The 21,984-nt window shown below is 39.8% G+C and carries 23 protein-coding genes; 12 read left to right on the top strand and 11 right to left on the bottom strand.

The features are described 5' to 3' along the window. Positions 1-2: 2 nt before the first annotated feature. From PULV_RS04350 to PULV_RS04335, 4 genes are read left to right on the top strand one after another with little or no spacing between them, the layout of a single operon-like run. Entirely contained in the window at positions 3-1,487 is a 1,485-nt protein-coding gene (locus PULV_RS04350) for an O-antigen ligase family protein (protein ID WP_086742774.1), read from the top strand. Next, a complete protein-coding gene (locus PULV_RS04345) occupies positions 1,484-3,019 on the top strand; it encodes a lipopolysaccharide biosynthesis protein (protein ID WP_086742775.1) in 1,536 nt (511 codons plus the stop codon). Before PULV_RS04350 ends, PULV_RS04345 begins: the two co-directional genes overlap by 4 nt. After that, positions 3,016-3,507, top strand: coding sequence for a hypothetical protein (locus PULV_RS04340; protein WP_140372830.1), 492 nt, complete (start codon positions 3,016-3,018; stop codon positions 3,505-3,507). The genes PULV_RS04345 and PULV_RS04340 overlap by 4 nt, the downstream gene beginning before the upstream one ends. A 25-nt stretch (positions 3,508-3,532) precedes the next feature. Next, positions 3,533-4,735, top strand: a complete 1,203-nt coding sequence (locus PULV_RS04335) for a glycosyltransferase family 4 protein (protein ID WP_193331007.1) — start codon at positions 3,533-3,535, stop codon at positions 4,733-4,735. Here the strand turns inward: PULV_RS04335 and PULV_RS04330 are convergent. The 3 genes from PULV_RS04330 to PULV_RS04320 are packed head-to-tail and all read right to left on the bottom strand — an operon-like array spanning position 4,719 to position 7,650. Then, positions 4,719-5,504 carry a family 16 glycosylhydrolase gene (locus tag PULV_RS04330; protein WP_193331006.1) on the bottom strand — a complete coding sequence of 262 codons (786 nt, stop codon included), beginning with the start codon at positions 5,502-5,504 and terminating at the stop codon, positions 4,719-4,721. The two genes, PULV_RS04335 and PULV_RS04330, sit on opposite strands and share 17 nt — an antisense overlap. A 13-nt stretch (positions 5,505-5,517) precedes the next feature. Further along, complete coding sequence (locus tag PULV_RS04325) at positions 5,518-6,675, bottom strand: glycosyltransferase family 2 protein (RefSeq protein ID WP_193331005.1); 1,158 nt, start codon at positions 6,673-6,675, stop codon at positions 5,518-5,520. A gap of 12 nt (positions 6,676-6,687) precedes the next feature. Then, on the bottom strand, positions 6,688-7,650 hold the full coding sequence (locus PULV_RS04320) for a UDP-glucuronic acid decarboxylase family protein (protein WP_193331004.1): 963 nt from the start codon (positions 7,648-7,650) through the stop codon (positions 6,688-6,690). 281 nt (positions 7,651-7,931) lie between these two features. On the opposite strand from PULV_RS04320, the gene tyrR reads away from it, so the two are divergent. Continuing rightward, a complete protein-coding gene (gene tyrR, locus PULV_RS04315; RefSeq protein WP_086742781.1) occupies positions 7,932-9,488 on the top strand; it encodes a transcriptional regulator TyrR in 1,557 nt (518 codons plus the stop codon). A gap of 39 nt (positions 9,489-9,527) precedes the next feature. Here tyrR and PULV_RS04310 read toward each other — a convergent pair whose 3' ends face one another. Then, on the bottom strand, positions 9,528-10,013 hold the full coding sequence (locus PULV_RS04310) for a hypothetical protein (protein WP_193331003.1): 486 nt from the start codon (positions 10,011-10,013) through the stop codon (positions 9,528-9,530). 136 nt (positions 10,014-10,149) lie between these two features. Between PULV_RS04310 and PULV_RS04305 the strand changes: the two genes are divergently transcribed. Continuing rightward, positions 10,150-10,686 carry a thioesterase family protein gene (locus PULV_RS04305; protein WP_086742783.1) on the top strand — a complete coding sequence of 179 codons (537 nt, stop codon included), beginning with the start codon at positions 10,150-10,152 and terminating at the stop codon, positions 10,684-10,686. 43 nt (positions 10,687-10,729) lie between these two features. Here the strand turns inward: PULV_RS04305 and PULV_RS04300 are convergent, their stop codons facing one another. Then, entirely contained in the window at positions 10,730-11,383 is a 654-nt protein-coding gene (locus PULV_RS04300) for an OmpW/AlkL family protein (RefSeq protein WP_086742784.1), read from the bottom strand. 281 nt (positions 11,384-11,664) lie between these two features. Between PULV_RS04300 and dapE the strand changes: the two genes are divergently transcribed. Continuing rightward, positions 11,665-12,846: a succinyl-diaminopimelate desuccinylase gene (gene dapE / locus PULV_RS04295; RefSeq protein WP_086742785.1), complete on the top strand. Its 1,182-nt coding sequence runs from the start codon at positions 11,665-11,667 to the stop codon at positions 12,844-12,846. A 63-nt stretch (positions 12,847-12,909) separates the two neighbouring features. Here the strand turns inward: dapE and PULV_RS04290 are convergent, their stop codons facing one another. Together PULV_RS04290 and PULV_RS04285 are read right to left on the bottom strand one after the other, a co-directional pair. After that, the gene (locus tag PULV_RS04290; protein ID WP_193331002.1) at positions 12,910-14,628 is read right to left on the bottom strand and encodes a GNAT family N-acyltransferase; all 1,719 of its coding nucleotides are present in this window, start codon (positions 14,626-14,628) and stop codon (positions 12,910-12,912) included. 97 nt (positions 14,629-14,725) lie between these two features. After that, positions 14,726-15,514, bottom strand: coding sequence for a UDP-2,3-diacylglucosamine diphosphatase (locus PULV_RS04285; RefSeq protein WP_086742787.1), 789 nt, complete (start codon positions 15,512-15,514; stop codon positions 14,726-14,728). A gap of 101 nt (positions 15,515-15,615) precedes the next feature. Here PULV_RS04285 and PULV_RS04280 point away from each other — a divergent pair, with 101 nt between their 5' ends. Together PULV_RS04280 and PULV_RS04275 are read left to right on the top strand one after the other, a co-directional pair. Beyond that, the gene (locus tag PULV_RS04280; RefSeq protein ID WP_193331001.1) at positions 15,616-16,533 is read left to right on the top strand and encodes a 2-hydroxyacid dehydrogenase; all 918 of its coding nucleotides are present in this window, start codon (positions 15,616-15,618) and stop codon (positions 16,531-16,533) included. Positions 16,534-16,654: 121 nt separating this feature from the next. After that, positions 16,655-16,792 (top strand): hypothetical protein, encoded by a 138-nt coding sequence (locus PULV_RS04275; RefSeq protein WP_176365123.1) that lies wholly within the window; start codon positions 16,655-16,657, stop codon positions 16,790-16,792. 14 nt (positions 16,793-16,806) lie between these two features. Here the strand turns inward: PULV_RS04275 and smrA are convergent, their stop codons facing one another. The 3 genes from smrA to PULV_RS04265 form a co-directional block, all read right to left on the bottom strand. Then, on the bottom strand, positions 16,807-17,388 hold the full coding sequence (smrA, locus tag PULV_RS04270) for a DNA endonuclease SmrA (RefSeq protein ID WP_193331000.1): 582 nt from the start codon (positions 17,386-17,388) through the stop codon (positions 16,807-16,809). Positions 17,389-17,491: 103 nt separating this feature from the next. Further along, the gene (locus PULV_RS21890) at positions 17,492-17,731 is read right to left on the bottom strand and encodes a hypothetical protein (protein ID WP_227009348.1); all 240 of its coding nucleotides are present in this window, start codon (positions 17,729-17,731) and stop codon (positions 17,492-17,494) included. An 87-nt stretch (positions 17,732-17,818) separates the two neighbouring features. Continuing rightward, positions 17,819-18,274: a hypothetical protein gene (locus tag PULV_RS04265; RefSeq protein WP_086742791.1), complete on the bottom strand. Its 456-nt coding sequence runs from the start codon at positions 18,272-18,274 to the stop codon at positions 17,819-17,821. Between the two features lie 116 nt (positions 18,275-18,390). Here PULV_RS04265 and PULV_RS04260 point away from each other — a divergent pair, with 116 nt between their 5' ends. After that, positions 18,391-18,786: a response regulator gene (locus tag PULV_RS04260; protein ID WP_086742792.1), complete on the top strand. Its 396-nt coding sequence runs from the start codon at positions 18,391-18,393 to the stop codon at positions 18,784-18,786. Positions 18,787-18,849: 63 nt separating this feature from the next. Here the strand turns inward: PULV_RS04260 and rpsT are convergent, their stop codons facing one another. Next, complete coding sequence (rpsT, locus tag PULV_RS04255; protein WP_086742793.1) at positions 18,850-19,110, bottom strand: 30S ribosomal protein S20; 261 nt, start codon at positions 19,108-19,110, stop codon at positions 18,850-18,852. 285 nt (positions 19,111-19,395) lie between these two features. Between rpsT and murJ the strand changes: the two genes are divergently transcribed. Next, complete coding sequence (gene murJ, locus PULV_RS04250; protein WP_264372475.1) at positions 19,396-20,973, top strand: murein biosynthesis integral membrane protein MurJ; 1,578 nt, start codon at positions 19,396-19,398, stop codon at positions 20,971-20,973. Between the two features lie 65 nt (positions 20,974-21,038). Beyond that, positions 21,039-21,959, top strand: coding sequence for a bifunctional riboflavin kinase/FAD synthetase (gene ribF / locus PULV_RS04245; protein WP_086742795.1), 921 nt, complete (start codon positions 21,039-21,041; stop codon positions 21,957-21,959). Positions 21,960-21,984 lie beyond the last annotated feature (25 nt).

The following is a 21,984-nucleotide window of genomic DNA, read 5'->3' as shown; positions in this document are numbered from 1 at the left end:
TTATGCTGAATTGGCCTAAGTTTCGATTAGATCTATTACTTGTCATTTTGTTCAGCTCACTTGTTGGTGCTTTTTTTGTATTATCCATGAGTAATGTGTCTGCGCGATGGACCTTGGTTATTTTGGGGTTAACAATCGGCGCGACATCGCTTTTATTTATCACTGTTTTTTCAAATAAACTTAAACTGACCTTACTCATCGGAGTATTTTTAAGTCTTCCTATTTTCTTTGATATCAACTTTTTTTATCAGGATTATGCTCCGTTTTATGTATCAGCAAACGGTTTAACTATCACGTTATTTGATATTTTTTTCTTCCCACTTTTTTTTATGTGGTTATCTAATCGCTATAAAATAGGTGCAGAACATTTAAAAACCCCTAAAGTGTTTATTTGGTTTTTCATTTTACTGTTTTTCTTCAATTTATTGTCCTCGCTGATTTCACCTTTCCCATTTTTTAGTATTAGCGCGCTTTTTTGGATTCTTAAAGCGTTTATCATTTTCATGTACTTTATGAATAATTATAAAGATGAAGAAACACTCACCGTGCTGGGGCGAATTTTTGGCCTTATTTTGTTAATGCAAGGAGTGATCGTATTAGAGCAAAAGTTTGTGGGGGCCATTTTCACCCAAGATTTAATTGGTAAACAAATCGCGATCGTTTCATTGATTGGTAATCAAGAAGTCGAACGGGTGGCAGGCTCTTTATCACATCCGAATAACTTGGCGATGTTTTTAAATCTGTTTATTCCCGTTGTTGTTTTTATATTGTTGCGAGAGAAAAAAGCCCATTGGCGAGCCTTTTTTGGTCTTAGTTTATTCTTAGCAATTTTGGCGGAATTGTGGACGTCTTCGCGAGGAGGATGGATTGCCTTAGCTTGCTCGATGACATTAGCGATTTCTCTTTTAATGCATAAACGAGGAGTCAATATTATTAAAATCGTTTTGAGTATTGTTTTAGTGTCGATCACTGCGGCGACGATTTTACTCGGAACGTCAGAAACATTCCGAACCCGGGTGTTTGGTGAAGATTATGGTACCGCAGATTTACGTATCCCCTTGATGCAAATTGCAGAAAATATGATAGTTGATAATCCTGTGCTCGGGGTGGGCTTAAATGTGTATGCGGCACGTATGCAAGATTACGATAATACCAATGAATATGTCTCTAAATATTACCCATATCCCGTTCATAATACTTACCTGCTGATGGCTGCAGAATCAGGGCTGCCTTCATTGATAATTTTCTTATCACTTTTAGGATTTATTTTGTACCGCGCTTTACAGGCATTTTATAAACAAAGTGGTATAAATGAAGCGGTTTTACTTGGCTTGTTAACGGGTATCATAACTTGGCTTATTCATAACTTGGTGAATCTCGATGATGCTTACATGAATAACGCCATTTGGGTGATATTAGGCATGGTTGTTGGCCTGACTGCAAAAAGCGCCCATGTCCCCCCTAATCAAAGTGAAGTACTCAAATGAACCATGATAAGTCTCACACAGATGATACGGTGAGAGGTCTGAGCTGGAATAGCCTTCGGGTGTTGTTCCAAACCTTTTCATCGATATTTGTGATTGCGTTGTTAGCTCGGTTTTTACCGCCTGCAGATTTTGGTTTAATGGCGTTGGCAGTGTTTGTTATCGGTTTTGGGGATTTACTGGGTACCCTTGGTATGGGGCCTGCCATTGTTCAGCGTAAAGAGCTATCAAATCAAGATGTTTCGGTCGCGCAAACTCTGTCAGTATTGATTGGCAGTATCGTGACCGTATGTGTATGTATCAGTGCGCATTTCGTCGCGCTTTATTTTGAGCAACCTATGCTCGAAAATATGATTTATATCTTAGCGACTACATTATGGCTTAGTGCGTTTGGCGCGGTGTATCGAGGATTATTAATCAGGCGTTTAGATTTTAAATCGATTTTTCTCGTTGATTTTTCGGGGTATGTATTTGGTTATGTGTTGGTAACTATTACGTGTATTTTCTATGAATTAGGGGTGATGTCTTTAGTTTATGGGGCACTTGCCCAAAGCATATTAATGACCTGTTTGTTGATTATTGCAAATCGACAGTTACTTGGTTTTAGTTTCGATGTGAGCATAGCCAAAAAACTCATGTACTTTGGTACTGGGCAAAGTTTAAATGGTGCTGTCAATTATTTAGCCGCAAATATTGATACCTTATTTATAGGGAAGTTTCTTGGTCCAACGTCACTGGGTTTATATAGTCGGGCCAGTCAATTGATGACACTGCCGATTACGAAATTAGCGACTTCAATTTCGAGTGTGATGTTTTCTTCTTATGCGCAGATCCAAACGAATAAGCCGCTGCTAAAACGAAATTACTTAGCTGTTGTTGAGTTAACGGCGTTGGTTATATTTCCGATTTTAGCGGGCTTTTTTATAGGCGCACATTGGTTAATCGTTGGATTGTTTGGTGACAATTGGCAAGATATTGTTGTTACTTTTCAAATCTTATGTATTGCAGGATTATTTAAAACGGTTTTTAATCTGGCAGGTTCGATTATTCAGGCTTTAGGCTTGGTTTATAATGAGTTGTTGCGACAATGTATTTATTTAGTTGTGCTGCTTTTGGGCTGTTTATTTGTTGTCTCTTTTGGTGTGGAAGCCGTGGCTTGGGTTGTTGTGCTCGCTTCATTCTATTTGTACGTGTCCCTTAATCAATTGGTACTAAAGCTAATTGAATGTGATTGGCGTTTATTTTTTCAAGCACAAAAACCAGGGTTTATTTTAGGCTTAATTATTATTGCTTTTGGTGTGATATTTAATGTCTTGATAGAGCGTTTTTTTAGCGCGCCTGCTGAGCTCTTATTAACCTTGTTTATTATTCAGTGTGCAATTGTATATGTTGGCGCTATATTATGGCTGCCTTCATCACTTATCGGTTCTATGCCAAGCCAAGTATTACAGCGTTTTAGCCATCGCTTACCTTTATCTATGTTTAATTTTATAGCTAAGTATAGTGTTCATAGCCTTTTGAGAGATAAAGTATGAGAATTCTAATAGTGCTAATGTGTCTTGGGTTATTACTCTCACACGAAAGTCAGGCGACAACCCGTCAAGAATATCTAAGAGTGTTCCCTGATAATTATACCCCCACACCTTTTGAAAATTTAGCCGCAGAGTATGATCCAAAATACATATACTGGCCAAGGGGATTCAATGATACTGAGAATATGCTGGCCAATACTTTATTTATTCATAGTTGGGAACAAGAGCCGCCAAATGGGTTAGTGTTGTATATTTATGATGACCGCAGTGTATTAGTAAATAGAACCTGGGTTGATATCCAAGTCCAATCTGGGGTGAGAGATGATGTAAATAATATCATTGTTGATCAAACCATCTATCTCGATAAAGTTGAGATTACACCTCAAGGATGGACACGTGTTTTAGTTAACCTTCATAACTATAAAGGCATGCTGACTCGCGCGAAACTTATCCAAATTTACAATAAAAATTCGATCCATCCTATCGATTAAACAAGCTTAGCTTAGAGAGTAATTAATGATCCCCTCTACCTTTAGTAAATGTCTCTATATTCATTATCAAAAGTTCAAAAGTGATGGCTCAAATACCCATACACAAGCATTCAATGAGCATTTCAGTCAGTTATGTGACGATCAGGGGATTGTGTTTAAAGTGGTTTGTCCGCAACAGGTGCTTCCTGAAGATGAAGATGCGTATACGCCAAGCTGGTTCGATGAATTAAAGCGCTCTTTATCGCAGTTTTATCTGCGAGATTTTAAAGATCTTTTAATCAATATCAGAAGGATGTTGACTGAAATTCGCTTATTAAAAGCTGAGCAGCCGGATATTGTCTTGACCCGATATGCGAGTAACTCATTATCAATCATTTGGGCATGCCGCTGGTTGAAGATCCCAGTCGTGTTAGAATTTAACTCCCCCTCAACAGAGCAGACAAGCTCTGATTATCGTCAGTTAACTTTCTTTAAAAAGCTTTACTCTAATCAGCATGCTTTATCATTAGCAAATGGGGCATTCGGAGTCAGCGATGCCATTATTAATGACGCAATGTTAACAAATAAAGGCAAGGTAACTAGCACAATAGCGAATGGAGTAGACATTACTTTATTTACACCTAAGAACACGGGAAACCAGCCAGAATCAAGCACTGAAAATGAGCCGATCACGATTGGTTTTGTTGGCAGCTTTGCTCCATGGCATGGTTTGGATATCTTAATTGAAGCATTTATATCGCTATTAGAAGAAGGACTTGATGTTCATTTACTTTTAGTGGGGTTTGCCAAGCCTGAGTCTCGTTATTTATTGAGCCCTTTAACGAGTCCGAATATTGCCAAACATGTCACAATCACAGGTTATATTGAAAAAGAAAGTGTGCCACAGTTTATTGATAAAATGGATATCGCCACGTTACCTAACACAGAAGATTATTGCTCACCTTTAAAGTTATTTGAATATATGGCAATGGCGAAGCCTACGGTATCAGTCAGTACCGCTGCTGTTGAAGATATCCTTCGCCCAAACGAAGATGGTTTGGTTTATCAACGTGGTGATAACGCGCAATTTAAAGCACACTTAAAAACTCTTATCACATCACGACAACTAAGAGAGTCATTAGGTCTAAGCGCGCAAACAAGAGTGCATGAGCAATTTACTTGGCACAAAAATGCCCAAAATGTCATGGAGCTGTTGGAGCGGGTTTATCAAGCTAAGGTTGATAGCTGATATCGGTGCGTTGCCACACGCGAATATACTCGACAATAAACTCTGCAGGTAAATTTTCAGCTCTGGGCATGCCTAACCAACTAGGGAATGTCTCAGTATCAATATTGATTTGCATCGGGGTATGCCAATGAATATTTTTTTTGCGTCTGATGAGCTGATTATCGAAATACCAACGAATTTCTTTGTCATCCCAATCGACAGCATAAAGGTGGTAGTTATCAGCTAAGGGGGTGTCATTGACATATGTTTGTGAGTCTGAGATCCGGTTGTTATTGTTTTCTAAATTTGGATCGCCATAGTAAATGTGTGCGTTCGAATGATGATTTCTTTCTTTGCCATCAGAGGCGCCCCCAATTTCGACTATATCGATTTCGTATGTGGCATTGGGCGCCCAGTTGTACAGAAAAAAGGCACTCGAAGCGCGAGAGCGATTGGCTTTTGCTTTTATCTCAAAATAACCATATTTAATTTTATTGCGTGCTCGAATGACCGACGTGCTAATGACTTTTTGCTCAGCCGTGCTTTCATCTTTTACCGCTAAAATAAGCTGATTATTACGAATGCTAACGTTTTGTGATTTAAATACACCTGGCGGGCGTCCTGGCCAATGAGGATGGTAATCTTGCCATTTAGTTGTATCTAATGTCTGTGATGAAAACTCATCTGAAACTTCTGGAATATATTTCCACTGACCGTAAGGCGGTGGATCGGCCATGACACTGATTGATACCATACCTGTTAGTATGCAGAAAAGTTTTTGAGTGCTCACTTACATCACATCCTTATTTATGACGGCGTGTTCTGATCCAAGGGAGATTTTTCCCTTTACCCATTGTCCTTAATACTAGCCAAGTTTTCCAAATTATGTACCAAGGTACATAACAGGCGACCTTACAAAAACCAATGAAACTGCCAAATCGAATACTAGCAATGAAATAATGAATAAATAACATCATTACTAGCATTAAACCAAGCCATTGTACCAACCCTGAGCCGATGAGTGAGGGAGTAATAGCTAATATCACCATTAAACTTGCAGGTGGCATGACAATATCAATGAGGGCTTCAAGTGCCCACTTATTCCCCTTTAGTGTTTGGAAAAATAAGTCACCTGCATAATGTTTGATCATGGCAATGCGGCCTAATTCCCAGCGCTGACGCTGCGATGAAGACGCGTCAGCAGTTTTGGGCATTTGCGCGGCAGCGCTTGCGTACTCAACGAGTTTCACTCGGTAGTGATTTTGTAAAAGTAACATGTGGTATTCAAGATCTTCTACTATTGAGTGTGCTTTATATGGACACACTTCAATTGTTTTGCGAGACAAAGCAAAACCATTTCCGAATAATCCTGCAGATAAACCAAGTGCAGTGCGGCCACATGGGCGTAAACCATTAAATGACGCCATCCCCAATTGCATAGCGAGGGTACGCATGCTGTCATTGGGATTATTGATGGTATCAAATAACTGCAACACGGGAGCACCAGATGAAAACTCATTATTTAGTGCATCAAGTGCATTAATACTTAGATGAGAATCAGCATCGATGACTAAAAAGCCTTGCCAATCATCTTTGAGTAAGGTGTCAAAGGCGAATTCCAATGCTTGACCTTTTCCCGGATTGTCGGTGCGTGTCCAGACGTGAGCTCCAGCTTGACTGGCTAATTCAGCGGTATTATCAGAGCAGTTATCAGCAATGACAAACACAGCAAAACGCGAAGGCGGATACTCTTGCGCTAATGCATGTTTGATTGTGTCTTGAATCAAGAGCGCTTCATTATGGGCTGGAATGATAATGGCGAGTTTTTGCTTTTCGGGTGTACTTTTAGCCTGCGGCTGTCGATAGCACCCAGCAAGAGTTAAGGCAAAAGTGTAGCCAATTGGCAGTAGGGCAATGACTGCAATTGCCCAAGCTATTATTGTTAAGGTAGTTTCCAGCACATTAGACCTTGTTTAGGATTGACGTTCAGATGCATTGATTAGCGAACTAAAGTACTCGATGGTTTTTTCCAACCCTTGCTCTAATGCGATGGTAGGTTGCCAATTTAAATGCTCTTTGGCTAACGAAATGTCAGGCCTGCGTTGTTTTGGATCGTCATTTGGCAAGGTTTGATAGGTTAATGCTGATGATGAGCGGGTTAAGTGAATCACTTTCTCCGCCAATTCTTTAATTGTGAACTCCGTTGGGTTCCCTAAATTAATTGGACCTGTGACTGAATCATCTGTATCCATGAATTTGATAAAGGCGTTAATAAGGTCATCAACATAACAAAAAGAGCGTGTTTGTTCGCCATTACCATATAAGGTGATGTCTTGATTTTGCAGAGCCTGCATAATAAAGTTAGACACGACTCGGCCATCATTTGGGTGCATGTTGGGGCCATAGGTATTAAAAATACGTGCGACTTTAATTTTCAGATTATGCTGTTTTCTATAATCGAAAAAGAGTGTTTCAGCACAACGTTTGCCTTCATCGTAACAAGAACGCTCGCCTATCGGGTTAACATTTCCCCAGTAAGACTCCACTTGTGGGTGAACAATCGGATCACCATACACTTCACTCGTAGATGCTTGAAAGATTTTTGCACCTGTGCGTTTTGCTAAACCAAGCATGTTAATAGCGCCATGGACACTGGTTTTTGTGGTTTGCACCGGATCATGTTGGTAATGAATGGGCGAGGCTGGGCACGCAAGATTATAAATTTCGTCGACTTCAACAAATAAAGGGAAGGTCACATCATGGCGTATTAGTTCAAAGCGCGGGTTATCGAGTAAATCGATGATGTTATCTTTATTCCCGGTAAAAAAATTATCAACGCAGATCACTTCATGATTCTGTGATAACAACTTACGACATAGGTGAGAGCCTAAAAAGCCGGCACCACCGGTAACTAAGATTTTTTTACGTTTGAACATACTGCATATCCCTTATTATTATTGCGTCGATTATTGCATGCTTTATCAGGGGATTAAAGCGTGTCACACCTGTGAAGATCAAATTTAATTAACGTCTTCTTAACTGAATTTAGCCGACAGAGCCAAGAAGAAAATGAACCGGCTTAGTAGTGTGAGAACAAAGGACCTGTAAAGTTATAGGTTATGTGATTTTTGTTCAATATTGTTTACAAATCGCTATTCTTTTTCTGTTTCTTTCTAGTATGATTCACTCATCTAATACTGCTTAACTTGAGGTTTTAATGCGCTTAGAGATCCATTGTGCTGATCGTATTGGTATTGCGCAGGAAATTCTTAATATTTTGGTGAGTTATCAGGTCGACCTCAAAGGAATCGAAGTTGATGCTAAGCACTGTCGTATGTATGTGTCATTTCCACCTATAGAATTTGAACAATTTCAAAAAATCATGCCTTCTATCCGTTTAATCGAAGGAGTAACGGATGTCAGAACGACTGCGTTTATGCCGTCAGAACGAGAGCATAATGAGCTCAATACGTTACTGAGCGCTTTACCTGATGGGATTATTTCCATTGATGCAAAAGGCATGGTGAGGCTTTGCAACGATGCAGCTTGCCGTGATTTAAATGTTTCTCAAGCAGACATCGTCGGTGTCAGTATTAACTCGTTATTGAAAGGCTTTAATTTTAATCGTTGGTTAGAAGGCAAAGAAGTTCTAGGCCAGACCACTCGGGTTGAGGTAGATGGTGAAGACTTTATTGCTGATATTTTGCCAATTTCAGTTCCAGAGAGTCAAAACGAACAAATTTTGGCTGGAGCCGTGATTAATATCAAATCGCAAAGTCGATTAGGGCAACAGGTCAGTGTATTTCGTCGTTACGGTCAAGAGAGTTTTTCGAGTATTCAGACTTCGAGCACCGCGATGCGCCGGGTCGTACGTGAAGCCCGCAAAATGGCTCAACTTGAAGCACCGATTTTAGTCACAGGTGAAACAGGCACTGGAAAAGAGTTATTGGCGCGCTCTTGTCATTATGCTTCACACCGTTCTATGAAGCCTTTTTTAGCGTTATCGTGCGCATCTTTACCTGATGATGTTGCAGAAACAGAGTTATTTGGTTTTGCAGGGTATGAAGATGGCTCAACCCCCAGCCGTGGCATTTTAGAACAAGCCGATGGTGGGACGGTATTTTTTGATGAAGTCGGTGAAATGTCGGCGCGCTTACAAACAAAATTACTGCGCTTTTTACAAGATGGGACGTTTCGCCGAGTTGGTAGTGAAAATGAAGTGAAAGTAAATGTGCGCATCATTGCCTCAACACAAAAAGATTTACCGGGCATGGTCCAAGAAGGGTCATTTAGAGAAGATCTCTATTACCGTATTAATGTGTTGAATTTAGATATTGCACCTTTACGCGATCGCAGCGCAGATATCGGCCCATTAACTGAGCATTTTTTACAAAAATATGCCCATCAAGTTGGTAAGTCAGCACCCAGTTTAGAGCCAGGCTGTCTTGAGTTTTTACAGCAATATCCTTGGCCTGGAAATGTACGCCAGCTTGAAAATGCAATTTATCGGGCGGTGTCATTACTTGATGATGAAAAGCTCAGTGCAGAGCATTTGCAACTGCCTAGTTTTACCAATGATTTAGGGTATTTGGAATCGGACTTTGAAGGCTCACTTGATCAAGCCGTTAAACGCTTTGAGTCGACCTTGTTACGTAAGCTTTATCCTGCTTATCCAAGTTCACGGCAGTTAGCAAAGCGCTTAGGTTTAAGTCACACCGCAGTGGCAAATAAACTACGTGAATATGGCATTAACCGTAAAACCATCAAAGTTTAGTCATGTATAAAAATAACGCGACACATAGCCGTTGTCGCGTTATTTATTGCCCATATCTTTTGTCACGCCTTCAGCGGTTACAGATTCGATGCCATCTTGTGTAAATTTGATACTGAGGTTAGCCGCGCGTGAGACAAAAAAGTAATCAGTACCATCAACTGTGAGTACATAGTCACCCTTTACAGCATAATCAAATGATTGCTTGCGCAGCGAAATGACATGCGCGCCTATTTGCCAATTAAATTGTTCAAAATAACCTTGAGCAAATTCTTGTACCCAGACATTTTTTTCATCTTTGCTCATGGCAATAGTCACCGAATAAGATTCCGGTAGTTCGTTTAAGTCATATTCCTTGTTGCCAATGCGGATTTTACTGTGCGCTTTGTCCCAACCAAAGCCAAACTCAAACGGTTTGACCATCCCCGTGGGATAAATTAATTCACCTTTTCCTGGCAAGTCAAAATCAGCAAAGCTTGCTGGGCAATAAATTAGGCAAAGCATGAGGAAGGTGAATAGCGGTTTCATGGTTAGGTTACTCTGTTTTATATAGAATTTTAAAGTATATGTGCTTCTAGCTAGAGTGCAAAAAAGCAGAATAACTTGTAAAAAAATGTATTTGCGCTGAGAATAACTTTTTTCTGGTAAGACCTGTGAACCGTAAATGAACTTATATTTTAGATTACTCTTGTTGTTTTTTCGCATTAAGCGAAATAAGCAATATCAACCACTACTTGATGAAGTCAGCTTACAATTTACTGCTTTACCAACTGATTGTGATATTAACCTTCATTTGACCAATTCACGCTATTTGGCTTTGATGGATATTGCACGTACTTGGATGACGGAACGATTTGGCTTATTAGGGAAAATGCTCAAGCGCCGTTGGTTTCCAATCGTAAATGCAACTGCGATTACGTATATTCGTGATATTAAACCGATGCAGAAGTTTTTTATTAATACTCGCTTAGTGGGTTGGGATCACAAGTATTTTTATATTGAGCAGCGCTTTGAATCTGAACGAGGTTTACACGCTATTGCTTATGTGCGAGGCGTATTTAAAAAACGCAGTGGCTTAGTCAGTATTGAAGAAATGCTCGACGTTGCTGAGTTTGATGGTGTAGCGCCAATCTTACCGGCAGAAATTATTCATTGGAAAGAAATGCTTGAGCAGAAAAAACAAAACAACACACCCAAATAAATGGCGTGTGTTGTTTTTTTTCATTCTAGTCACTCGTCAGTGATTAGAATGTGTATTTTAAGCCTAACATAAAGACAACTGGGTCAATATTGACTGTTGAAGTCAGTGCTTTTTTACCATCAGCATAAACAGTGGCATCGGTATCGATATCAATTAGAGAAACCATGCCATGCACACCCCAAGTTTCATTTAAGCTGTAGTTGAAACCCGCTTGTGCAGCTAAACCAAATGAGTCATCTAATTTAATTTCTACATCGTTAGTACCAAGTGTTGCCTTTAAATCTGCACCAGCTTGTTCATCAAAGAAAATCGTATAGTTTAAACCCGCGCCAACAAATGGACGAAATGCTGAGCTTGCATCACCAAAGTGGTATTGCGCTAAAAGTGTCGGTGGTAAATGTTTTGTTTTACCAATTCCTGCGCCAGCTAGGCCATCTTCACCTGTAATGTCATGGCTAAAAGGTGTCGCGGCTATTAATTCTACCACCCAGTTATCATTTAATGCGTAATCAAAAGTAATACCAAGCTGCGTATTTGAATCAACACCTAAGCCAAGAGTTGGCGCTTCATTGATAGCTGATGAGCTGCTATCAGGGTTAACGTGAATGGCGCCAATGTTGACACTTAAGTTTGCATTTGCAAAAGGTGCTGCGATTAAACCTGCTGTTAATAAAGCACTTTTTAATAATTTGCTCATTTTCAATCTCCCGATGTTTAAATCTTATTTATCTGTTTGCTGTTGCTATGGGGCCATTATGGCGAGATGAATTTTTGAAAACCTGTTCTAGATCAAGTTCTGAAATTGTCAGAATGAACTTATGTAAAAAGCTTGATTTAGATTAAGTTTTTAAGGGTTAAGGCTTTTATTTTTATGAATTTTAAAGTGTTAAATTTAAGTAAAACGTTATTCAACTGACATGTATTTGACATCTTTGTTGGTTTAAATGGCACTTACTGCCAGAAACCAATGGAAAGATCATGGCCTTTGCTGAACAAAAAATACTAAATATGCCTGAAGCACTTGCTTACCTGCAGCGTTTGATTCGATTTAAGTCGGTGACACCTGATGAAGCAGGTGCCATGCAATGGTTAACAGAGCAATTAAATCGAGTTGGCTTTTCGGTTGATGTCTTTCAAACACAGGGTGTGACAAATTTATTAGCCAGTTATTGTTTTTCACCAGGGCCAAATGTCGCCTTTTGCGGTCACATAGATGTGGTACCTGCCAAAAATAAAGGTTGGCAGTGCGATCCGTTTTCTGGCGCAATAATCGATAGTCATATTTATGGTCGTGGCGCAGCAGATATGAAAGGTGCGATCGCTGCAATGCTGAGTGCGACCGAGCAGCTATTGGCTAGCCCTCAGCCGTGCCGAGGCACTTTTTATTGGTTATTAACCTCAGATGAAGAAGGGGAAGCTGAGTTTGGCACTAAGTTATTGGTGCAGGAGCTTGATAAACGCAATATAAAGCTTGATGCGTGTTTAGTGGGCGAGCCCACTTGTTCAAACCACATTGGTGATACGATTAAAAATGGTCGACGCGGCGCATTATCGGGTCAATTAACTGTGCTGGGTAAAGCTGGGCATGTGGCTTATCCAGAAAATACAGTTAATGCAGTTCATTTGATGAGTCCACTGATTGCTCAGCTGCTTGATTTGACATGGCAAAAAGATATTGAAGGCTCAAAAACGTCACTGCAAATCACTGATTTATCGGTCCCCAATGCATTGGATAATTTAGTGCCAGCAGTCGCTCAGTTAAGTTTTAATGTCCGTTATAGCCATGCTTATCAAAGCGAAGATATTCATTGGTTGATTAATCAAGCCGTCGGGGCGTTTAATTTAAACTATCAACTGACTTGGCAGCGACCTTGTGAGCCATATTACACAGGTCGCTCAGAGTGCGCTCCTGTTGATTATTTGAATCTACTTGAAACGTGCGTCAGTCAGTCGACGGGGATTTTTCCAACATTAAGTACATCAGGTGGCACGTCTGATGGGCGTTTTTTTACTGATCCGGATACACAAGTCTTCGAATTTGGATTACGTAATTTTTCTATTCATCAGGTTAATGAGCGAGTTGCAGTTCATGAGCTCGCACAGTTAACTGATATTTACCGACAATTTTTACAAGGTGTGTTTTGCACTGATATTGAGTGAGCCAACCCTAATTTGGGTTCAATAAAAAAGGCATCCTGAGATGCCTTTTTTGCATTGTGCTGCTTATTGTTGATGAACACTTAAGTAGCGTTTTATTTTTTGCGCTTTGAGTTGTGTTAAGTCGACCATAACAAGGCCATCGATACAATAATTGAAATCAGGATCAACACTAAAACTTAAAAACTGAACACCTGCATCATCACACAAATCAGCATATTGTTTTAAAAGTGTCGGCACCTGCACTCCCATATTGGCCAGCATATGTTTGAGCGTGACAAAATCTGCTTTAGCATCGTTACCTTCAAACACCGCACTGAGTTCTTTTTGTTCAATGCTTGTTAGCTGGTGTTGGCATTTTGGCTGTGCCAGCATCACGGAGCTAGAGAAGTAGTGTTGATAGTAATGCACTAATAGGTTTTGTGCTTTTTTTGGTAGGCTGTTTGAAATACTCACGGGACCAAATAAATAGCGAAATTGTGGGTAGCGTGTAATAAATGCACCAATGCCATACCACAAATAATCTAAGCTGCGTTTTCCCCAATATTTAGGTTGAACAAAGCTTCGGCCAAGCTCCAATCCGTGCTCAAAGTAAGGTTTTATCTCTGGCTGATAGTTAAATAAAGTATCAGTATATAAGCCTGCATGACCCGATTGCTTTACTAAGGTATCAGCATCGGCTAATCGGTAGGCGCCAACAATTTCGAGTTGATCCGGATCCCACAAGACTAAGTGTTGATAGCTCATGTCGTATTTATCAATGTCGCGGCGTTTACCTGTGCCTTCACCTACAGCTCGAAAGGCAATTTCTCGTAAGCGACCTAATTCGCGAAAAATAGCTGAACTCCCTTCATAACGGTACAGGTGGATTTGCATGTTATCTTGGGTGTGCCCGAGTAACTCGGTGAGAGCAATCGCTTGCTTGAGACTTTTTCGACACTCAGGTTGAGCGATGGGATTTTCGGTTTTAAAGGGGAGCTGTTTTTTACTGCCTAAACGGTACAGTTGTTTTTTAATTAATTCGCAGACCACTTTATCGCTGACATTTTCTAAATGGTATGCGGCAGGGGCGATAGGGGAGCCAATTTCAAACTCTAATGATTTGTGGCGTTGTTTAAACATTTCTTTGACAAGAAGCAAACTGGCTAAAGGCTTGTAAACCAATGATGTTCCATAAAAGAGTGGGCTGTTTTTGGCCAATATTTGAATGGGTAGAATAGGCGCGTGCGCTTTCAGTGCAAAACGTAAAAAGCCAGTATGCCATTGCCCATCTTTGATCCCTGTTGGACTGAGGCGGGAAACTTCTCCTGCTGGAAAAATGAGTAATGCACCTTCCGATTTCAAATGTTGTTGAATATTGGCAAGCTCGCGTTTTTTGCTGCTACCAGACAAATTATCAACAGGCAAAAGCAAGTTATGCATCGGCTCTATGGCCATTAACATGCGATTGGCCACGACTTTTATATCTTTACGCACTTTATATAACAGACTGATTAAGGCCAGTGCATCGAGGGAACCAATTGGATGATTGCATACGATAACCACTTTACCGTCACTGGGAATATTTTCGACTTGCTGAGGATTAAAGCGGCTATTAAATTCGAGCTCTTCGAGCACTTGTTCAACAAATTCAATGCCTTTTAAATGAGGGTATTGAGCTGCAAAGCGAATGAACTCTTGTTCATGTAACAAATAACCCAATCCTTTGGTGACGATATTTTTAAGTTTTGGGGAGTTTTTTAATTGTGGAAGGTTGTTTTCCACGACACTTTCGGCACTAATCATAACTGACTCACTCTCACTAATTTGACTTTAGAGTAAAAAGGCTCGATGACAAAAAAGCGTCACCGAGATGACAGTTTTGCGACTCAGTGAGTGGCGATTACGCGACTTCTAAAATATGAGAGGGGACTTTTTCGAGGGTTTTTTGCTGCTCGGTCCAATAAATAAGTTCCATGCTGGCATCGAGATGTTCAACAAAAGCAGTACAACTTTCTATCCAATCGCCATCATTGATGTAAATCATCTGGTGTTTATAGACAATTTCAGCGCTATGAATATGACCACAAATCACACCATCTAAGTTGAGTTTTTTTGCATATTTTAATGCCGCATCTTGATAGCGATTGATGGCTTGGGTTGCACCTGAAATACGTGATTTAACGTAAGCTGCCAACGATAAATAACCCAGCCCTAGTGAACGACGGGCTTTGTTATACCAGCGGTTGATAAACAACAGCAAATCATACAACACATCACCTAGACGAGCTTGCCATTTTCCTAAACACACCTCGCCATCGAAAATATCACCATGGCAGACCAAAAAGCGTTTGCCAGAAAGGCTCTGAAAAATAACCTGTTGTTTGATCTCTATGCCGGCAAAAAAGTGATTGGCATAGCGGCGCACCGATGCATCATGGTTTCCGGGAATATAAATCACCTTACAGCCATTTTGCTGCATGTGGATCAGTTGCTGAATCACTAAATAATGCGAGTTTGGCCAAAATAACCGTTGTTTAAGTGCTTGAAAGTCAATGATATCACCAACAAGGTAGAGGACTTCAGGCTGGATATGTTTTAACATATCGAGTAAGTAGGTCGCTTTGCAATCTTTATATCCTAAGTGTAAATCGGATATAAATAGGCTTTTGACGTTCAGTGTTTTATCCATCGAGCACGCACCTTTAGAGTCTAATTGTCCTAAAAACAAACTAAAAAATCACAATGACAAAGCGATGATGAATCAATGATGCTTTAATGACAGGTAACCCAATGAGCTTATTAATCGTTATTCCCAATCGAAATACGCAAGCGCTACAAGAAAAGTTGTCCGAGGCACTACCAAATGAGGTGATTGAAGTCTGGCCTGACATCAAAGAGCCAGAGCAAGTCGAGTTTGTATTGGCATGGCTTCCACCTGAGGGTGTGTGGCAGAGTTTGCCAAATGTGAAAGGAATTTCCTCATTTGGTGCAGGAGTTGATGGCCTTCTCTCTGCAGCCTTGCCTGATGTACCGATTGCAAGAATCGTTGATCCTAATTTGGCCTTTGACATGGGGCAGTATATTTTAGGCCACATTCTGGCTTGGAAACTAAGGTTGTTGCAATATCGTCAGCAACAAAATGAACGCCGTTGGTATCCAAAGCGAGCTCATCGAGCAATAAATGTGGGGATCTTGGGGTATGGGCAATTAGGACAAGAAGCAGCTCGACAACTAACACTCAATGGCTTTGCCGTGAGTGCGTGGAGTCGCAATGAAAAGCAAGCCGAAGGGATCAATTTTTATTATGGTGAGACTGGCTTATATCAAATGGCCGAGCAATGCGACTTTTTGGTGTGTCTTTTGCCGCTGACAGATCAAACAACTGGGATTTTAAATCAGCGTTTGTTTTCAGCAATGCCGAATCATAGTGTGTTAATTAATGTTGGCAGAGGCAAACACTTAGTTGAAGCTGACTTGTTAGAGGCTCTACATACACAGCAAATTGCTCATGCCATTTTAGATGTCTTCCACACTGAACCTTTGCCTGAGGAACATCCTTTTTGGCAACAAAATAATTTGACGATAACACCACATGTTTCAGCATTAACTGACATCAATACAGTTGTTAAGCAGATAGCTCATAATTATATGCAAGTGAAAAACTCAGAGCCGATGTGTCATTGCATTGATGCAAAAAAAGGCTATTAATTTCTGTAAACGTGTTGTTAAAAAAAACTTATTTGGGTAGACTATCTTTTGTACGTTAAATGCGCACAATAAAAACAATTAATCCATCAATACTAATAATAAAAGAAAATTTGGGGGAGTTATGCATCGTTCTGCAAGCCGAGGTATTAAACTGAGTTCAGTTGCTTTTGCGGTTGCGGTTTTGGCTGTATCGGCTTGGTTTAATCAAGCGGCGGCACAAAATATAGAGCCTGATGTAGTAAGCTATCAAACAAAATAAAGCCCTGAAGGGCTTTATTTATTTCTACGATTCAATTCTTTATTTTCTAACTTTTTAGCGTCACTTTTTGTCAATAAAACGTACATGGCTTCAGCTCCACCATGTGGTTTTAACGCACTATGCAAAGCCAGTACTTGTTCGCATTGAGTCAACCATTTATAGCTGTAGCTTTTTAAAATTGCAGGAACAGGAGTATTTTTTAGTCCTAATCCATGATGAATTAATACCACTCGAATGTTGCGTTGCAGGCAATCATCAAGAAAATCCAGTAGTACACGTTTGGCTCTGTGAAGCTTAAAATCATGTAGCTCTAAGCTCGCATCAAATTGATATTTGCCTAGTCTTAAATTTTTAAATACACCAGCTTGTACACCACTTTTCTTAAAGCTAACTACGTCGTATGGTTCAATAAACTCAACCGTTTCTTGACTTAAGTAATCGTGAGTAGAATTAACTTCAGCCATGGCGGCCATTTGTTTTTCACGCTGTGCATCACTTGCGTGGAGGGATTTTTGAGGTCGAATAAATGCAGTGGGTTCAAACGCATCAACATCACTCATTAATTGAGAAAATAAATTATCTTCGGAATTGCTCATAAAACACCTCTCATATTTTTGCTCGATTATAACCGTGTCAGCAGAAATTGGGAGGTGTTTTAGTGACGGCGTATTGGTTATTACCGTTACGCCTGTAAGCAAATTAATCTAAGTCTAATTGACTATAAGTATATACTTTGAATAGATAAAACGCATTTATCAGTACTAAAGTGATATTAGAGATATTGCCAGTAGGAATAGTATCAAATCGATGACAAATAAACAGGATAATACAACCCCCAAGGGCTGCAACTCTTAACCAAGTAACATTGTTAATAAAAAAAGCACCAATACAAAGGGCTAAACCAAGAAGGTTGATTGATGATGTGGCTAAAAGATCCATTATTCCTTGTTCCGACATGATAAATTGGAGCGCTATTATGGTGATCTTTTATCCAAGCGACAAATGAGAATAATTAAATTTTTGTTATTAGTTTTTTTTATGCGAAAGGTAAAATATCGCAGCTGAGATAGGACCACTTTTTTCTATTACTTGATATTTCTGGCATCCAGAGATATCAGTTTGATTGTGACAAATAAAGAGATTCTTCTCTTGATTGTCGAGCGTGGCTAAAAGGTGGCTATCGAGTAATTGAGCATCAGTATTGAAAATCCCTGGCCAATAAATACTTTGTGTTGTAACTCCGGATTTTTGATAGGTCAATAAAGCAGGCTTAGGTGCGAGTAAAATGCATATTCCTAGCAGTGCACTGATAATTATAGTGGGTAGCCAATTACGCTTTTTAGTTTCGATCTGATTGGTTGGTTTTAACGTATTTGATTGTGATTGATTTGCATGTTTAAGTTTTTGTTGCTTTCGTTGTGCTTGCTGTTTTTTTAATTGCTCTGGGGAAAGTAACTTTTGTTGTTTTATCTTATTAGACATAATGGTATTTTTACTTAAACTTTGTTTATATGTGCAAATTGGTAATTTAACACACTAGTTATGAGTTAGCGTCTATAATAGCTCATGTAAGCGCAATAAAATTGATAGGATGAATTATGGGTGCAGATTTTTCTGTATTAATCGTGGATGATGTTGGGACTGTTCGTAATTTTTTGCATCAAACATTGGTGCATTTAGGGATAGATAACATTTCAGAAGCATCAACAGCTGGTCAGTGCTTACAAATGAGCGAAGATAACCAATATTCGATCATTTTTTTGGATATTGAGTTACCTGATGGTAATGGAAAAGAGATTATCGAAAAATTAAACCAAATATCACCTTCTAGTAATGTTGTGATGGTTTCTGCTCATTCAACGGTAGAAAATGTAAAAGATGCGATAGACAAAGGCGCTAAAGGATTTGTAGTGAAGCCTTTTTCCCCGAAAAAGATTGCTGCTATTTTAAAAAAGTTTGCCCCTGATGGGCCTCAAGTTAAATTACCTGATTAGTGAATTGACAAAATTTAGATATAAAAAAACCGGCGTGAGCCGGTTTTTTTGTACAAAAACAAATTATAGTGCTTTGATTTTCGCAGCTAAACGGCTCTTATGACGAGCAGCTTTGTTTTTGTGAATTAGACCTTTAGTTGCGTAACGATCTAATACAGGTACAGCTGCCGAGAATGCTTCTTGTGCAGCTTCTTTGTTGCCAGCTTCAATAGCAGCGATTACTTTTTTGAAAAAAGTACGCATCATTGAACGACGACTTGCGTTGTGTTGACGGCGTTTTTCGCTAGTTAAAGCGCGTTTCTTTGCAGACTTGATGTTAGCCAAGGTTTGCTCCTAACAATCTTAAATAAAGCTTAATTTAAAGGCCGAGGAATATGCCTTTTTTTCGTGATAATGTCAATTATCTTTTCATAAAAACTACTTCTTAACGAACATCTGTTGGCCGCTCTAGCAGTTAATCCGCCCATTGTAACAAAGTCGGATAAGCCTGTACTAGTGTTATCGAAAAGTTTTAAAAAAAAATTAGAAAAGGCAAGAAAACCAAAATATTGGATGGACGCGCTTTTATGGCATAATGGCGCTCTTTTTAGCATTGGTTTGAGGTGAGCTGTGAGTAAAGGGTTGTTCCGCTCAGGTATGATTGTAAGTGCAATGACCATGATATCACGTATTTTGGGATTGGTTCGAGACTCAGTTGTAGCGAATTTACTCGGTGCGGGTGTGGTTGCGGATGTATTTTTATTTGCGAACAGAATCCCCAATTTTCTTAGACGGTTATTTGCTGAAGGAGCATTTGCGCAGGCATTTGTCCCTGTACTCACTGAAATCAAAGCACAACATGATGATGATCGAGTTCGACTTTTTGTTGCACAAGCCAGTGGAACTCTGGGGACGATATTACTCATTGTCACGATATTGGGGGTGATTGGCTCTCCTATCATTGCCGCCTTGTTTGGCACAACGTGGTTTCTTGCTTGGTTGGATGGTGAGCCTGCTGGTGAAAAATTTGAACTCGCTGGGATGATGCTGAAGCTTACTTTTCCCTATTTGTTTTTTGTCAGTTTAGTTGCGCTATCTGGGGCTGTACTCAATGTCTATAATAAATTTGCCGCAGCGGCATTTACGCCCGTGTTGCTTAATGTTTCGCTAATTAGCTGTGCATTATTTTTTCATGATTCGTTTTCAAACCCTGGATTTGCTCTTGCGCTTGGAGTGTTTATTGGAGGGGTTGCGCAGTTATTATTTCAAGTGCCTTTTTTATATCGAGCTCGCATGTTGGCTAAACCGAAGTGGGCTTGGCAGGATGATAATGTTAAAAAAGTCAGGAAATTAATGCTGCCAGCGATTTTTGGGGTGTCTGTCAGCCAGATCAATTTATTGCTCGATACTATTATTGCTGCAGCATTAACAACTGGATCAATTGCTTGGTTGTATTATTCCGACCGTTTAATTGAGTTCCCACTGGGGCTTTTTGGTATTGGCATCGCGACTGTGATATTGCCAGCGTTGTCGAAATTACATGCGCAGCAAGAGGGGAATCAGTTTCAAGCGACCCTAGATTGGGGAGTTCGGTTTGTTATTTGGCTTGGTTTACCCGCATTGCTTGGTTTAATTGTAATTAGCCCTATTATCATTACGGTTCTTTTTGGGCATGGTGAATTTATTGCCAGCGATAAAAATAATGTTGAACAAGTTGCTAACGGAGTGACGGCTTATGCTGTTGGATTAGTCAGCTTTATGTTGATTAAAGTGTTAGCACCAGGCTTTTATGCCAAGCAAGATACAAAAACACCAGTAAAAATAGGTATTGTTGCGTTGGTATTGAACATGGTATTCAATCTGGCTTTAGCTCCTTTTTGGGGTTATGTTGGATTGGCGTTGGCGACATCACTGTCGGCAACGTGTAATGCGTTATTGTTGTTCTATTTTTTAGCGAAGCAGGGAACATACTCGTTTTCCAGAACAAGCATGTGGTTTAGTTTAAAATGCTTTGTCTCAGCGACGGTGATGGCGGGAGTCGTTCACTACGCAGAACAATCATTTTCTTGGCAAGCTGCCGAGCTGAAACAGCAAATAATGGTGTTATTTCTATTAATAGGCATCGCATTGTTTAGCTATGTATTGGTATTATTACTGCTTGGAGTCAGACCTGCGATGATAAAAAATGTCTCGACTACTGAATCCTAACAAAAAAAAGTTTATAATCGCTCTTTGGTGATTTTAGTGGTAACAAAAGCAAGGTTTATAACTCGATGGAATTAGTCAGAGGTGTTCATAATATTAGGGATAGACACCGAGGCTGTGTGCTGACTATTGGTAATTTTGATGGGGTACACTTAGGCCATGTTGAGGTCCTGAACGGATTAATCTCTGACGCAAAACGATTATCTTTGCCGAGCACTGTGATGTTGTTTGAACCGCAACCACAAGAATTTTTTGCAAAAGATAAAGCACCAGCGCGTTTAACGCGCCTGCGAGATAAGTTAACCTTGCTAGCTAAAATCGGTATAGACCGAGTGATTTGTATTGCGTTTAACGCCAATTTTGCCAAGTTAGATCCTGAGTTTTTTGTTGAAGGTATTTTACATCAACAACTCGGAGTTAAAGCTCTGACGGTAGGCGATGACTTTAAGTTTGGTGCCAATCGTGCCGGTGATTTTACATTACTGGAAGAAATGGGTCGCAAACTTGCGTTTGAAGTAAAAAATACTGCGAGTTTTCGTCAGCAAAATTGTCGAGTAAGTAGTACGGCGATAAGAACATCCTTGCAAAATGGGGATTTTTTAGCAGCTCAGCAAATGCTTGGGCACTCTTATACAATTTCTGGCCGAGTGATACATGGTTGGAAAAAAGGTCGGGAACTGGGGTTTCCGACAGCAAATGTAGCCTTAAAAAGACAAGTAAGTCCATTACATGGTGTGTTTGCGGTGAGTGTCGCAACCACTGATGGGATCCTTCGGGGTGTAGCAAATATTGGCTGCAAACCAACACTCAATGGTAAAAAAACCTTATTAGAAGTGCATCTTTTCGATTTTTCAGGAAATTTGTACGGTAAATTTATTAGCGTAGAGATCGTAAAAAAACTACGTGATGAACAAAAGTTCGACACTCTGGCTCAGCTTATTTCACAAATCGAAATCGATGTGAATAATGCCAAACAGTGTTTCGTTTAATTTCAGTAGCCGATACGGAAAGTAG

This window comes from Pseudoalteromonas ulvae UL12 (assembly GCF_014925405.1).
GTDB classification, from domain to species: Bacteria; Pseudomonadota; Gammaproteobacteria; order Enterobacterales; family Alteromonadaceae; genus Pseudoalteromonas; species Pseudoalteromonas ulvae.
Note: the sequence above shows the minus strand (reverse complement) of the source record. Positions and strands in the feature narration are given on the sequence as shown.